This is a genomic window from Bifidobacterium primatium (assembly GCF_002802875.1).
In the GTDB taxonomy this organism is placed as follows: domain Bacteria; phylum Actinomycetota; class Actinomycetes; order Actinomycetales; family Bifidobacteriaceae; genus Galliscardovia; species Galliscardovia primatium.
On record NZ_PEBI01000002.1, the window covers coordinates 124,034 to 139,109 of the forward strand.

A 15,076-nucleotide genomic window follows, 5' to 3' on the forward strand; every position below is an offset into this window, starting at 1 on the left:
GCGATAATACGATATGCGTACATGTACAACGGCAAACACGGCATACGTGGCATACGTGACGTCGCAATGACGGCATACGTGGCATATGCGGCATACACGGCGAAATGATGGCGAAGGAGCGAGACATGGTGGTTCCACGGCAGGCGCCCACGCTCGACCATGAGCGTGCGTTGGCGAACAAGGGATATTCGCTGGTCGTCGGATTCGACGAGGTCGGACGCGGTTCGCTGGCCGGTCCGGCCATGGTGGGCGCCTGTGCGCTGCTCGCCCGCGACGCCGACGAATGGACGGTGCCGAACGGCGTCGCCGATTCGAAGATGCTCACCGAAGTGCGACGCGAATCGCTGCTGGAGCCGTTGAAGGCCTGGTCGGCCGTCTGGGCCGTGGGCGCGGTGAGCTCCCAAGAGGTCGACGAATGGGGCATCACGTATGCGCTGGGCGTCGCCGCCGTGCGCGCGCTCAACGAAATCGAGACGCTGGTCACGACTGGCGGGCACACCGACCTCGGACTGGGCGAGGCGCCGACGGATTTCGCGCCGGACTGGCACGGCACCATCGCCGGCCTCGGCGGCGAGGAACCCGACCTGCGCATCAACCATGCGAACCTACGCGTCGCCGGCATCCTCGACGGGCCGAACGACTACATCACGCCGGTCGTCAACTCGTTCGACGCGCCGCCGCTGCTCGAACCGATCGCCATGACCACCGTCGTCAAGGGCGACCGCAAGTGCGCGTCCGTCGCGGCTGCGGCCGTGATCTCGAAGGTCACGCGAGACCGCATGATGGCCGATCTGGCCGCCGCGCACCCCGAATTCGAGGCATACGCGTGGGCGAGCAACAAGGGCTACGGCTCGGTGCCGCATCGCGCCGCCATCGCCGCGAACGGAGCGACCGAATACCACCGCAAGACCTGGCACCTGTTCTGAGGCTCGCGTTGCGATTCGGTTCACGAATGCAGGCCCGATTCGGTTCACGAATCATGAATTGGGAGGCGTCGGCTCATTCGTGCGACGTATGGTGGTTCACGAATCGGGGGCTATGGATGCATTCGCCGATTCGTGCCCTCGCCGTACCATGGCAATCATGACGACTGAGATTACTTTCGACCGCGCCGCCACGCGCAACGACGCTTTGAACACACTGCTCATGCAGCTGATGAACGAGTATTCGGTCAGCGACAGCGAAGGACCGCTCGCCGACGCCGTCGAGCGATTCCTGAACGGTTTCGCGCATCTGACCGTGCACCGCCACGGCGACACGGTGGTCGCGTCCACCGACTTCGGCAAGCCCGGGCGCGTGCTGCTCGCCGGCCATATCGACACCGTGCCGGTGATCGACAACTTCCCCCCGAAATGGCTTGAACCCGGCGATCCGCTGATCCGCGCCGAAATCGCCGAGAACAACGCCGGCGAACGCGTGCTGTGGGGTCGCGGCGCCACCGACATGAAGCCGTCCGACGCCGTGATGCTCTACCTGGCGGCCACGCTCGACGACGCGTCCCGCACGAACTACGACCTGACGTACATCTTCTACGACCACGAGGAGGTGGAGGCCAGCAAGAACGGTCTGCGCAAGGTCGTTGAGACGCATCCCGACTGGGTGAAGGGCGATTTCGCCATCATCGGCGAGCCGACCAGCTGCGGCATCGAGGGCGGCTGCAACGGCACCATCCGTTTCGACGTCATCTGCCACGGCGTCGCCGCGCATTCGGCCCGCGCGTGGATGGGCGAGAACGCGATTCACAAGGCCGCCGAAGTACTGAACCGACTCAACGCTTACGAGCCGCAGACCATCACCGTCGAAGGCCTCGACTACCGCGAGGGCCTCAACGCCACGCTCATCTCCGGCGGCAAGGGAACGAACGTCATCCCCGACGAATGCCGCATCCATGTGAACTACCGTTTCGCCCCCGACAAGACGCTTGCCGAGGCGAAGGCCCTGATGATCGGCGCCGACGCGGGCGCCGAGCTCGGCAACGGCGAGCATGCGGCCACCGGCGGCGTGTTCGAGGGCTTCGGCATCGAGATGAAGGACGAGTCGCCGGCCGCACGCCCCGGCATGGACACGCCGCTCGCGCAGTCGCTGGCCGCACTTGTGAAGGACCGCACCGGCCGCGACCCGCAGGCGAAGATGGGCTGGACCGATGTGGCGCGCTTCTCCCAGCTCAGCGTGCCGGCCGTGAATCTCGGCGCCGGCGACGCGCTGCTCGCCCACAAGGCCGATGAGCAGATCCCCGAATCCCAGCTCACCGACCTCGCCGACATCCTCGAAGAATGGCTGAGCCGTTAAGCAAACAGTCCGGTGGACTGTTTGTAGGCTCAGGGCGCGCGATTCATCGAGCGCGCCGTCGGGCTTGACGGGTGCGAGACCGGTTCCGTCAATCGGCTCCTCTCAATATGAGGGGAGCCGTCGGCGAAGCCGACTAAGGGGAGTTTCCACGCGTCATTGCGTTGTTGCACACCCTCATCCCGACGGTGTGTCATACTTATAGACGGCGGTTCTGCATGCCGCCGATTGTGCGGGTGACGTTGATCCCCTTCCGTGGCGCATTGAACATGTGAGAAGCGCCGGAAGCGCCGGTATCCGTCGCCGTCACCAAAGACTTTGTTGTAGTGCCTGAACAGTTGCGTGTAGCGCGGCCGTAGTGAGAGTGCGGTGTTGACAAGCTGTATCAGGGTAGAGAACCAGGGCGTGATGCAGCATGCCCTCAAGGAGCATTTGTGATAACCGAAAACAACGACGGCGTGGAAGCCGCCGCAGACAACAACGCCGTCATGCCTAATGGCGCTGAGGCCCAGGCCGCAGCATCCCCGGAATCCTCGGGAACCGCCGCTGCGTCCGTACCGGCTTCGTCCTCCGTGGTCAGCTCGCCCGCCCCCTCGACCCGTCGCCGTCGCGGCGGCCGCCGCGTGGTGCGCGTGGCCGGCGCCGCCGGAGCCAAGCTGCCGGTCAAGGTGGAATCCGCCCCTGTGGTCGAGGCTAACGTCGACGACAATGCGGCGAATCCGGCCGACCGGTCCGCTGCGACTGCCACAGACAGGAACGACGCCAGGAACGATGCCAAGCCGGCCGACGGCACCGTCGAACGCCGCGAGCCGAAGCACGCGGCCAGGCATGCCGCCAAGTCCGCCGCCGCCAAGCACGACGTCGATGCCGGGAACACGGCCGATGACGACAATGCGAACGGCGACGCCTCCCGCCGCAGGCGCATCAAGGCGCTCGCCGACGAACTGTTCACCGACAAGGGCATTCGTTTCGAGCGTCCGGCACGTCCGTCGCGCGCCCATGACGACGATGCGGATGACGATCATGGCAACACCGCCCGTGATGCCCGTGGCGTCCGTGAGACCCGCGACGAGGCCCGTGAATCCGTGAAAGCCGCCGTCCGCGGCCTGGCCAAGTCCGCCCACGGCCGTCGCCCCGGCGACGTGCCGCTGGAGTTCTCGTCTCCCGAATCCGAGGAGAGCAAGCCGGCAGGCCGCGTGCGTCCGATGACGTCGCTGCTGTTCCAGGAGCCGGTCCTGCCGGTCGCCCGTCCCGTCCCGGCCGCTCCCGTCCGCGACGACGAATCCGATGACGACGATCATCCGAGCGAGGGCATGTCCCGTCGCCGTCGCCGTCGCCGTGGCGGCGATCGCGACCACGCCCGCATCGACGATGCCGAGCAGACCTCCCGTTCCGACGATCGTGACGCCCGCGACGACAAGCATGCCGACCGCGACGGCGACCGCACCGGTCGCGACGCCGACCGCGAGAGCGACGGCGAGCATGACGAGTCCCGTCGTTCGCGTCGTTCCCGTCGCCTGAACGCGCAGGAGCGTCGCGCCGCCGCCGAGGTCGAGCAGATCGAGCAGGACCTCGAATACGACGACATCCACTATTCCCCGATTGATACCGACAACGACGAGACTGACAACGAATCGGCCGGCGAGACCCGTTCCCGTCGCCGTCGCCGCCGCAGCCACGACGACGACGCGGAGACGCCGCGTTCCCGCCGCGAACGCGAGCGTGAACGCGATCGCGACCGCGAGGAGGACGAGGACGACGGCACCGTGACCCGTCGCCGTCGCCGTCGCCGCGGCTCGAAGGGCGAAACGGAGCAGCAGGAGCCGCAGATTCGGCGCAGCCGCAAGCAGCAGTACATCGACGAGATCACCGACATCGAGGGCTCCACCCGTCTGGAGGCCAAGAAGCAGCGTCGCCGCGACAACCGTCGCGACCGCAGCCGTCAGTCCACGCTGCTCGAGCAGGACTTCCTCGCCCGCCGCGAGAACGTCAACCGTCTCATGGTCGTGCGCGAGAAGGAGAAGCACACGCAGATCTCCGTGATCGAGGACTCCATCCTCGTGGAGCACTACGTCTCCGACATCCAGGAGGTCTCGACCGTCGGCAACATCTACCTCGGCCGCGTGCAGAACGTGCTGCCGAGCATGGAGGCCGCGTTCGTCGACATCGGCCAGCCGCGCAACGGCGTGCTGTACGCCGGCGAGGTCAACTGGGACACCACGCGTCTCGAAGGCCAGCCGCGCCGCATCGAGCTCGCGTTCCGTTCCGGCGACCCGGTGCTCGTGCAGGTGACGAAGGACCCGATCGGCCACAAGGGCGCGCGACTGACCTCGCAGGTCACGCTCGCCGGCCGCTTCCTCGTGCTCGTGCCCTCCGGCGGCATGACCGGCGTGAGCCGCAAGCTGCCCGAGCGCGAGCGTACGCGCCTCAAGGGCATCGTCTCGAAGATCGCGCCGAGCGAGATGGGCGTGATCATCCGCACGGCCGCCGAAGGCGCCTCCAAGGAGGCCATCGAAAAGGACCTTGAGAACCTCACCAAGCAGTGGGAGCACGTGAAGGAGGCCGAGACCAGGGCCCGCAACTCCAAGCGTCCCAAGCTGCTGCAGGGCGAGCCCGACGTGGCGATCCGCGTGGTGCGCGACATCTTCAACGACGACTTCAACAAGCTCGTCGTCGAAGGCGACAAGGTCTATGAGCGCATCAGCGACTACCTCGAGTCGATGGCGCCCGACCTGCGCGACAAGCTCGAGAAGTGGAACCCCGAGGAGCACGGCGGCGCCGATGTGTTCGACCAGTGGCGCATCGACAGCCAGCTGCGCAAGGGCATGGAGCGCAAGGTGTACCTGCCGTCCGGCGGCTCGCTCGTCATCGACCGCACCGAGGCCATGACCACCATCGACGTGAACACCGGCCGATTCATCGGCAAGGGCAAGTCGCTCGAGGAGACCGTGACCCGATGCAACCTCGAGGCATCCGAGGAGATCGCCCGCCAGCTGCGACTGCGCGACATCGGCGGCATGGTGATGATCGACTACGTCGACATGGTCATGCCCCAGAACCGCGACCTCGTGCTGCGTCGACTCGTCGAATGCCTGGCGCGCGACCGCACCAAGCACCAGGTCGCCGAGGTCACCTCGCTGGGCCTCGTGCAGATGACGCGCAAGCGTGTCGGCCAGGGTCTTGTGGAGGCGTTCTCCGAGGAATGCCCGACCTGCAAGGGCCGCGGCTTCATCCTGCACGACAAGCCGACCGTCTCCGCCTCGTATGACGACCCGTACGCCCTGAAGGGCGGCGATCCGTTCATCAAGACGAACAAGCACAACCACGGCACCGCGGCCCCGGCCGCCCCCAAGGAGGACCCGGCCATGCCGAAGGGCTCCACGCCCGACGTCAAGGCCAAGCTCGCCAAGATTGCTGCGGCTGCGCAGCGTGGGGCCGAGGAGGAGCGGGGCTGAGGGAACCTGGCTTCGAAACGTCGGCGCAGCCGCCGTCGCAGGCCTCGGCGGCCCGGTTCCCGTCATGATTTGCTGGGAGCCGGGCCAAGCGGGGCGCGCCGTGGAACACGGCACCAAAAATTCAAGTAAAATCCACGCCGGAGTTGCGAAAGTCCGGCGTGTTGTGTAAATTAGATTGTCGGTGTCTAGCCATGCCTGTGTGAGGGCAAAAATCGTGCTAGACGACAATTAGCTTTCAAAACAGGCAAGGTAGGGCTATGTACGCGATTGTGAAGGCCGGTGGCCATCAGGAAAAGGTCGAGGTCGGCGACGAGATCATCGTCAACCGTCTCGCAGCCAAGAAGGGCGAAACGGTGGAGTTCCCCGTCGCTCTGCTCGTCGACGGTTCCAACGTGACCGTCGCCGCCAAGGATCTGGCCAAGGTTACCGTCAAGGCTGAGGTTGTTGACGACGAGGCCAAGGGTCCGAAGATCAACATCCAGAAGTTCAAGAACAAGACTGGCGTTGCTCGTCGCAAGGGTCACCGTCAGCCCCAGACCGTGGTGAAGATCACCGCGATCGCCTGAAATATTCTAATATTTTAAAGGCTTAGGTTATCCCGAAAGGACAAGTCAAATGGCACATAAGAAGGGTGCGTCCAGCTCTCGCAACGGTCGCGATTCGAATCCTCAGTACCTTGGTGTGAAGAAGTTCGGCGGTGAAGCCGTCGTCGCCGGCAACATCATCGTTCGCCAGCGTGGCACCAACTTCCACGCCGGTCACAACGTCGGCCTGGGCAAGGACCACACGCTGTTCGCTCTTGCCGACGGCACCGTGAAGTTCGGTGTTCGCCGTGACCGCAAGGTCGTCGACGTCATCGCCGCCTGATTTCCCGGCAGACGATTCGTCGAAGTCTGACTTCCAGCCGCATCCCTTGGGATTCCATAATTCCACGGGAGCGGCTTTTTTATTACCGATTACCATCGATTCATGACCAACGATTTTCGTTGATATCAGTAAGGTTTGAACCATGAGTGATTTTGTCGATCGCGTGACCGTGCACGTGAAGGGCGGCGACGGCGGAAACGGCGCCGCGTCGATTCGCCGCGAGAAGTACAAGCCGCTCGCCGGTCCGGACGGCGGCGACGGCGGCGACGGCGGCTCGGTCATCTTCGTGGCCGACACCAACGCCACCAGCCTGCTCGACCTGCGATTCATGCCGCATCGCAGCGCCGACTCCGGCACGCAGGGTCTCGGCGACTACAAGGACGGCCGCCGTGGCGCCGACATGGTGCTGAAGGTGCCGGTCGGCACCATCGTATTCACCGCGAAGGGCGCCGCCGGCGAGCAGAAGCGGCCGGGCGAGCCGCTGGCCGATCTGCGTCATCCCGGCGACCGCTTCGTCGCCGCGAAGGGCGGCGCCGGCGGTCTCGGCAACAAGGCGCTGGCCAACCGCGCCCGCCGCGCCCCCGGCTTCGCGCTGCTCGGCGAGCCGGGCGAGGAACGCGACCTCGTGCTCGAGCTCAAGTCCATCGCCGACGTGGCGCTCGTGGGCTTCCCGAGCGCCGGCAAGTCGTCGCTGATCGCCGCGATGAGCGCCGCCAAGCCGAAGATCGCCGACTACCCGTTCACCACGCTCGTGCCGAACCTCGGCGTCGTGATGGCCGGCGACGGCCGCTTCACCATCGCCGACGTGCCGGGCCTGATTCCCGGCGCCTCGCAGGGCAAGGGCCTCGGCCTCGAGTTCCTCCGTCACATCGAACGCACCGAGGTCATAGCGCATGTGATCGACTGCGCCACGCTCGAACCCGACCGCGACCCCATCTCCGACTACAAGGCGTTGGAGAAGGAGCTGGCCATCTACGCCGACGAACTCGACCTGCCGCTCGGCGCTATCCCGATCGCCGAACGCCCGCGCATCATCGTGCTCAACAAGGTCGATGTGCCCGAGGCCAAGGAGCTGGCCGAATTCGTGCGCCCCGAATTCGAGGAGATGGGCCTGAAGACGTTCGTCGTCTCCACCGCCTCGCACGAGGGCCTGAAGGAGCTGTCGTTCGCGCTGATGGGCATCGTCAACGAGATGCGTGAGCGCGTGCAGGCGCAGGAGGCCGCCGAAGAGGACGAGCGCGTCGTCATCCGACCGCTCGAGACGAAGAACCGTCGCCGCAGGCCGAACGAGATCGGCCTGGGCTTCGATTTCGACATCGAGCGCGAGCAGGACGCCGACGGCAACTTCTGGTTCACCGTCACCGGCGAGAAGCCCGAACGCTGGGTCGTGCAGACCAACTTCGACAACGAGGAGGCCGTGGGATACCTGGCCGACCGTCTGGCCAAGCTCGGCGTGGAGGATGCGCTGCGCATGAAGGGCGCGCGTCCCGGCGACGAGGTGCGCATCGGCCGTGGCGCCCGCGCCGTCTCGTTCGACTGGGATCCGACGATCGCCGCCGGCGCCGAGATGCTCGACGGCACGCCGCAGTCCAGCCGAGGCGAGGACCTGCGACTGCAGGAGGGCGCCGGCCATTCGCGCCGTCGTACCAACTCGGAGCGTCGCCGCGAGTACCACGAGTGGATGGACGCGAAGGCCGCCGTGCGTGCCGCCATGCAGGCGGAGCACGAGGCCGGCCACTGGTCCGACCCGACCGTGCTCGACGATCCCGAGGACCACACCAGCCTCATCGACCGCATCGGCGAGAATTCCGCCGACGGGGACGAGAACTGAGTCCGTGTGATTCCGTAACCTTGGCCGGAGTATTCTCATTCTCATGGGAGTCTCCGGCCAATCGCATACCCGAGGCGGCGCGTATCGTATGCCGCGGTGGCGGTTGCCGGTGCCGATGACGTTTTGATAAGAAGGCAGCATGTCCACGCAGTCACAGAGTGAAGTCCGCCGGTCCATCGCCGAAGCGCACACCATCGTCGTCAAGGTGGGATCGAGCTCGCTGACGTCCAGTTCCGGACACCTCGACCCCGAACGGCTGTTCAACCTTGTTTCGGCCCTCGCGCAGACCGTGCGGATGGACGCGCGCATCGTGCTCGTCTCCTCCGGCGCCATCGCCGCCGGATTCGGCCCGCTCGGCTTCGACGCGCGTCCGACCGACGTGGCCACGCAGCAGGCCGCCGCATCCGTGGGCCAGGGCCTGCTCATGAGCCAGTACGAGGCGGCGTTCGCCCGCTACGGACTCAAGGTCGGGCAGATTCTCATCACCGCGCGCGACACCATCCAGGCCACGCAGTACCGCAACGTGCAGCGAACGCTGAGCCGGCTTCTCGATCTCGGCGTCGTGCCGATCGTCAACGAGAACGACGCGCTGGCCAGCAACGAGATTCGCTTCGGCGACAACGACCGGCTTTCCGCGCTCGTCGCGAACATCGTTCGCGCCGACGCGCTGATACTGCTCACCGACGTGGACGGCCTCTACACCGCACCGCCCAAGGAACCGGGTGCGAAGCAGATTTCCTACGTGCCGAACGTGCTCGATACGCTCGGCAACGTGCGCATCGGCGGCACCGGGTCCGGCGTCGGTACCGGTGGCATGGTCACCAAGCTGGAGGCGGCCCGCGTGGCCGCGGTCTCCGGCATCCCCTCCGTGCTGACCAAGGCGACGAACGCCGGACCGGCACTGATGGGCGACCGCGTGGGCACCGTGTTCGCGCCCATCAAGCGTCGCGGCACCTCGCGCCGGCTGTGGATCGGATTCGCCGCCGACCCGCGCGGCACGCTCGTCGCCGACGCCGGCGCCGCCAGGGCCGTGCGCGGCGGGCACGCCTCGCTGCTCTCCGCCGGCGTGGTCGGCGTGACCGGCGAATTCTCCGCCGGCGACCCCGTGCTCATCGTCGACGAGCAGGGCAACAAGCTGGCCAAGGGACTTTCCGGATTCGATTCCGAGGAGATTCCCGCCACGCTCGGCCGCACCAGCGCCCAGCTGCGCAAGCTGCTCGGGGCCGAATACGCCCATCCGCTCGTCCATCGCGACGACCTCGTGCTGCTGTAGGGGAGGGCTGGGCCGGCTGTGGAGGGTGTGAGTCCTCCGGTCACTGCCCGTGCTTATCGGCTGCCAAGTCGGGCCCGGCTGTGGAGGTGTGGGTCCTCCCCTCAGTCGGCATTCGCCGACAGCTCCCCTCCCGAGGGGAGCCGAGGAGCTATGTAGCAGAGCTCCTTTGTGCCATCCTGAGCGAGCGTAGGCCCCATCTCGTCATCCTAAGCGAGCGGAGCGAGTCGAAGGATCTTATGACATCGTCAAGATCCTTCGATTCCGCCGCTATGCGGCTCCGCTCAGGATGACAGAGGTGGTTGCGGCCTCCGTTCAGGATGACGGGGAGTCGGCAATCAGCAATCGGCTCCCCTCATGAGTGAGGGGAGCTGGCCGCCGAAGGCGGTCTGAGGGGAGTTGATCCCCCTGCAAAAATGCCAAATGTGGGGACGGCATCCTAACCGCGGTATCGTGTTCTCGGCCTGTCGGAAAGCACTCCGACGACACGTTGATGCAACGAATGTAGAGAACGTAGAGAGCATAGAGCACACATCATGAGTGGCATGAATCCCCAGACTTCTCCCGCTTCGGCGGATAACTCGACCAACTCCACCCGCGCCTACACCACGCTGGGCCTCGCGGCCGGACTCGGCTCGTTCCTCGGCGCCGGCACCATCCTCGCGCTGAGCTCCACGCTCGCATTGTGGCGCACCGGACTGGGGCTGAACGCCGCGCAGGTCGGCGCCGTCTCCGCAGTGCTCACGTTCGCCTTTGCGGCCGGTTCGTTCTGCGGTGGCTTCGTGGCCCAGCGTTTCGGACTCGTCCGGCTGTTCAACATCAACGCGTTCCTGTGCGCGGCGGCGTTGGCCGCCTGCACGCTTGCGCCGAGCTTCATCGTATTGGCCGTCGGCATCGGCGTGGCCGCGCTCGCCGTGGGCATGGATTTGCCGGTCTCCATCAGCGTGATTACGCATGACGTGCCGGACGAGACGCTGAAGGGGCGTCTCGTCAGCCGCACGCAGGTGCTGTGGTCGGCCGGCATCCTCGGTCCGTACGTGCTGGCGCTGATCGTGTCTCCGGCCGGATTCCTCGGCGCGCGCATCGTATTCAGCGTAATCACCGCGGTCGCGCTGTTCACCGCCGTCTGGCGAGTGGCCGATCCGCGTATCGCACGACTTCATCGCGAGGCCGTGGAACGTGAGTCCGCCGCCCGCGCCGCTTCGGGCACGGCTTCGGATTCCGCCACCGCATCCGCCCGGCCCATGGGTATGGCCGAGGTGCTGCGTTCCATCGACGCCCGTACCGGCCGCCGCTATGCGCTGCTGTTCGCCGTGCTCGCGCTGTTCTATGTGATGTGGAATCTCATGGCCAACACCATCAACCAGTTCCAGACGTATCTGCTGGTTTCGCAGCATGCCAGTCAGATGCAGGCCGTGTTCATCGGCATCGTCTCCGCCGTCCTGTGCGTGCTCGGCGGTGTGATGTACGGCCGCGTTCCAGCCTCCGGTCCGTGGCGCGCCCGCATGTTCTGGCTTGGCGCGGCGGCCCAGGTGGCGGCCATGGCCATCATGGCGGCCGGAGGTACCATGTGGTCCACCGCCGTCGCCGTGGTGTTGTTCCAGTTCTTCGGCAATTTCGCCGGCGAGATGAACGCCAAGGTGTGGACGCAGGAGACGTTCCCCGTGGCCGTATCCGCCGAGGCGCAGAGCCTGATTCTCGGCATCGGCCGCATTCCCTGCGCGTTCGCCTCGCTTGTGCTGCCGTCGCTGCTTGTGCCCGGCGTCATCGACGTGGCACTGTGGGCGTTCGTCGCCGTCGCCGCGCTGTCGGGCGTATTCGGCGGTCTCGTCGTGCGTCTTACCGCCCGTCGTCGTGCCGATGCCGCCCGAGTCGGCGTCCTCGCATAGGGGGTCGGTTCCGTCGGATCCCCGTTATACGGAATCGGCGGTGTCTTTTGGTCGTTTTCAAGGCGAAAAACAACCAAAAGACACCGCCGATTGCAGATTTCAGGGTTCTTAAGTCACGTTCTCAGGTGATTTGCAATGATGCGTGCGGCCGCGAGGCGCCGATGACGCCACTCAGGTGATGGTTGATTGACGCGTGTGGCTTCTAGGCGCGGAGGACGAAGGCGTACACGCCATCACGGATTACGAGTGATGGCGTGTAATGCGTGTGGCCGCAAGGCGCCGATGACGAAGGCGTATTGACATACGTCGAGTCATCGGCAACGCAGCGGACGCTCCATTACGCACCATCACAGTACGGAGCGGGTGTCGGATTCGTAGCTATTCCGTCCCTGTCCGGTTGCCGCGGTGGTGCCGCCGTCGACGGGGACGACGAGGCCGGTGAGGTAGGAGGCGCCGGGGGAGGCGAGGAACAGCGCGAGGTCGGCGCAGTCCTCGGGGCGGCCGGTGCGGCCGAGGGCGACGCGTTCGATGTACGGCTTGAGACGCTCGGGGTCGGTCCACACTTCCTTGTTGATGTCGGTTTCGATGAAGGCGGGGGCGAAGGCGTTGATGCGTACGCCGTACTGACCGTAGTCGAGGGCGACGCAGCGGACGAAGCCGTTCATGGCGTGCTTGGTGGAGTTGTAGGCGGTCTGGCCCCAGTCGCCGAACAGGCCGGAGACGGAGGTGTCGACGACGATGTTGCCCTTGGTCTCCTTGAGGTAGGGGAGGGCTTCCTTGGTGAGGTAGAAGAGGCCGTCCATGTTGACGGAGAAGAGCTTGTGCCATACCTCATCGGAGACGTTTTCGATCTCGCCGCCTTCGAAGATGCCGGCGTTGGAGACGACGACGTCGAGGTGGCCGAATTCCTTGACGACGTCCTGCACGAGGTCGTGCACCTGTTCGTGGCTGGAGACGTCGGTGATGTGGGTGTGTCCGTTGTCGTATCCGGCGACGGTTTCGTCGAGCGGGGCCTGGCGCAGGCCGACGGCGACGACGGTGGCGCCGTTGTCGAGGAATCCGCGGGTGATGGCGCGTCCGATGCCGGTGCCGCCTCCGGTGACGATGACGACCTTGCCGTTGAAGTCGTAAGTGTTTGCGGTCATGTTGGTGCATCTCCTATGATTGCCGAAATTCTGGTTGGGATTCGTTGAGCGTTCGACAACGGTGTCAACGTGTTCAAGCATCAGTATAGGTAAAATGGACATTCATCCCTATATGTGAAACTTGCTGTTTTTGCCATCACCATGCGTATTGATGACCACCACAAAACCCGGTGGCCCGTCGTAAGCCCCGTTTCCGCCGAAACCCAACCGGCGGAGCCGTTTCGTGACCTGTGGCCTACGCCGGCAGGAACGCGCTGAGCGCCGCCATGACGATGAGCGATATCACCGCCGAGACCGTCAGCGAGAAGCCGGCGAGCTTGGCCTTGCCGAGCGTCATGTCGGTGAACTTCGTGGCGAAGATGGCGATGGGGGCGAACATGCAGATCACGGCGATCTTGCGGGCGAACGGGGATATGGGCAGCAGATACCATGCCGCCAGCGACCCGACGACGGCGATGACAAAACGCCACGCCAGTACCTTGAGCATCTCCCGGCGGTCGTCCGAAAGCTCGGGGATGTCCATCATCATGCCGACCATCGCCATGGAGCAGAACGCGTTGGCGTTCGACAGCGGTTCGATGACGGTGACGACCTCCTTGGGGATCGCGATGCCGGCGAACAGCAGCACGACCATCACCACATAGGTGTCGAACGCCGCCGACGTGTAGAAGTTCCGCGCCGCCGCACGCAGCTTCTGCCCGACGGTCTGTTGATGCTCACCGTCCGAATCGAGATGCAGCAGCGCGTTGGTGAAGACCAGCGAGCCGGCCGAGCACATGATGGCGTTGCCCATGTCGAACATGACGACGGGGACCCCGGCGGCGGGCCCCATGAAGGTCGTCACCACCGGAAGCGTGAAGTTGCCGATGTTGAACGTCGTGGCGTTGAGCATCTCGAACGTGCGGTGTTCGACGCTTTCGCGCCGCGTGGCGAAATAGATGACGAACAGGGGGATGAACGCGCCGAGGAAGCCGAGCAGCACTATCCAGAGCATGCTCATGTCGTGCCTGTTCAGCGCGAACGAATGGATGACGGCCGCGGGCAGCGTGACGTTGAACACGAAGACCTGCAGGATCTTGTAGTCGCGCTCCCTGAACATGCCGGCGCGTTTGAACGCGTAGGCGCCGACGATGATGAGCAGCAGCGAGCCGGTTTTCAATATGAGTTCCATGGAATCCCCCTATCCATCACGACCAGCATAGGGCGGCCGGACGCCCGTCCCATACGGGAAGGCTCCCGTCCCCGCCGTGAAACGGGAACGGGAGCCTTCGGACGCCGATGGCGTCGGACGGTCGCCGCCGTGAATCAGAACTTGTAGTACTTCTTCGCGTTGTCGACGAAGAGCTTGTTCTGCTCGTCCTGGCTGAGGTCCTCGGTGGAGCGGATGAATGCGCCGATGGTGTCGACGTAGGAGCCGTGCAGCTTGTCGACGGGGAAGTTCGAGGCGAACATGCACTTGTCGATGCCGAAGGCGTCGAGCAGGGTGAAGATGGCCGGCTTGAAGCTCTCGATGGTCCAGTAGTGGTCGGTGGACGCCAGGCCGGAGATCTTCATGGTCACGTTGTCGCGCTTGCCGAGCTCGTAGATGCCGTTCTTCCACAGCTGGAATCCGGCGAGGTTGCGGTCGGCCCACATGCCGGAGTGGTTGACGATGAACATGATGTCGGGGTTGGAGTCGATGACCTGCAGGGCGCGGCGGTACTGCGTGGGGTAGAGCTGGAGGTCGAACGCCAGGCCGTGCTTGGCGAGCACGCGCAGGCCGGCCAGCCAGTTCGGGTCGTCCATGTACTCCTTGTTCACGTAGTTGTACAGCGGGTCGACGTGGGTGTTGATGATCTGGCGGATGGCGTGGACGTTGTCGGACGCGGCCTTCTCCTTCTCGACGATTTCCTCGAAGTCGGGGGAGGAGAGGTCGCCGCCGCCGACGATGGAGATCGGCAGGCCGTCCTCCTCGCTCATGCGCTGCACGGCGGCCACCTCGGCCACGGGGTCGTCGGCGTTCATCTGCACGTGCACGGCGCCGATGACCTTGATGTTGGAGCCTTCGGCCTCGGCGACGAGGTCGCGCGGATGGTAGGCGTGGATGATCGGGGTCCAGTCGCCCTCGAACGTGATGCCCTTCTTCGCCGGGTCGAACCACGAGAACAGGTCGGGCTGGATGATGTGCACGTGGGCGTCGATGATGGTGCGCGTCTTGCGGGCGTTCTCCTCCGACTGCGGCACGATGGTGTAGAGGCGGCTGGGTGCGGTGCCGGTGTATTCCTCATTGAGGGTCATGGCGATTCTCCTTTGAATTCTGCTGAATCCTTGTGATGTTGTCTGGTTTGCCGCGC

The 15,076-nt window shown here is 65.2% G+C and carries 11 protein-coding genes; 8 read left to right on the top strand and 3 right to left on the bottom strand.

Annotated features, from left to right (window positions below; genetic code table 11):
• Positions 1-125 precede the first annotated feature (125 nt).
• The 8 genes from CS006_RS04375 to CS006_RS04410 all read left to right on the top strand — a co-directional run bounded on the left by CS006_RS04375 (position 126) and on the right by CS006_RS04410 (position 11,598).
• On the top strand, positions 126-926 hold the full coding sequence (locus tag CS006_RS04375; RefSeq protein WP_100510583.1) for a ribonuclease HII: 801 nt from the start codon (positions 126-128) through the stop codon (positions 924-926).
• 157 nt (positions 927-1,083) lie between these two features.
• Positions 1,084-2,289, top strand: a complete 1,206-nt coding sequence (gene dapE, locus CS006_RS04380) for a succinyl-diaminopimelate desuccinylase (protein ID WP_100510891.1) — start codon at positions 1,084-1,086, stop codon at positions 2,287-2,289.
• A 431-nt stretch (positions 2,290-2,720) separates the two neighbouring features.
• A complete protein-coding gene (locus CS006_RS04385) occupies positions 2,721-5,741 on the top strand; it encodes an Rne/Rng family ribonuclease (protein ID WP_423734828.1) in 3,021 nt (1,006 codons plus the stop codon).
• A 257-nt stretch (positions 5,742-5,998) separates the two neighbouring features.
• Positions 5,999-6,307 (top strand): 50S ribosomal protein L21, encoded by a 309-nt coding sequence (gene rplU / locus CS006_RS04390; RefSeq protein ID WP_100510584.1) that lies wholly within the window; start codon positions 5,999-6,001, stop codon positions 6,305-6,307.
• A gap of 49 nt (positions 6,308-6,356) precedes the next feature.
• Positions 6,357-6,608 (top strand): 50S ribosomal protein L27, encoded by a 252-nt coding sequence (rpmA, locus tag CS006_RS04395; RefSeq protein ID WP_100510585.1) that lies wholly within the window; start codon positions 6,357-6,359, stop codon positions 6,606-6,608.
• 142 nt (positions 6,609-6,750) lie between these two features.
• On the top strand, positions 6,751-8,439 hold the full coding sequence (gene obgE, locus CS006_RS04400) for a GTPase ObgE (RefSeq protein ID WP_100510586.1): 1,689 nt from the start codon (positions 6,751-6,753) through the stop codon (positions 8,437-8,439).
• Between the two features lie 139 nt (positions 8,440-8,578).
• Positions 8,579-9,712, top strand: a complete 1,134-nt coding sequence (gene proB, locus CS006_RS04405; protein WP_100510587.1) for a glutamate 5-kinase — start codon at positions 8,579-8,581, stop codon at positions 9,710-9,712.
• Positions 9,713-10,245: 533 nt separating this feature from the next.
• Positions 10,246-11,598 carry an MFS transporter gene (locus CS006_RS04410; RefSeq protein ID WP_100510588.1) on the top strand — a complete coding sequence of 451 codons (1,353 nt, stop codon included), beginning with the start codon at positions 10,246-10,248 and terminating at the stop codon, positions 11,596-11,598.
• 347 nt (positions 11,599-11,945) lie between these two features.
• Here CS006_RS04410 and budC read toward each other — a convergent pair whose 3' ends face one another.
• From budC to CS006_RS04425, 3 genes are all read right to left on the bottom strand, one after another.
• Complete coding sequence (budC, locus tag CS006_RS04415; protein ID WP_100510589.1) at positions 11,946-12,743, bottom strand: meso-2,3-butanediol dehydrogenase; 798 nt, start codon at positions 12,741-12,743, stop codon at positions 11,946-11,948.
• Positions 12,744-12,978: 235 nt separating this feature from the next.
• Positions 12,979-13,914 carry an AEC family transporter gene (locus CS006_RS04420; RefSeq protein ID WP_100510590.1) on the bottom strand — a complete coding sequence of 312 codons (936 nt, stop codon included), beginning with the start codon at positions 13,912-13,914 and terminating at the stop codon, positions 12,979-12,981.
• Between the two features lie 134 nt (positions 13,915-14,048).
• Positions 14,049-15,020: an amidohydrolase family protein gene (locus CS006_RS04425; protein ID WP_100510591.1), complete on the bottom strand. Its 972-nt coding sequence runs from the start codon at positions 15,018-15,020 to the stop codon at positions 14,049-14,051.
• Positions 15,021-15,076: the final 56 nt, after the last annotated feature.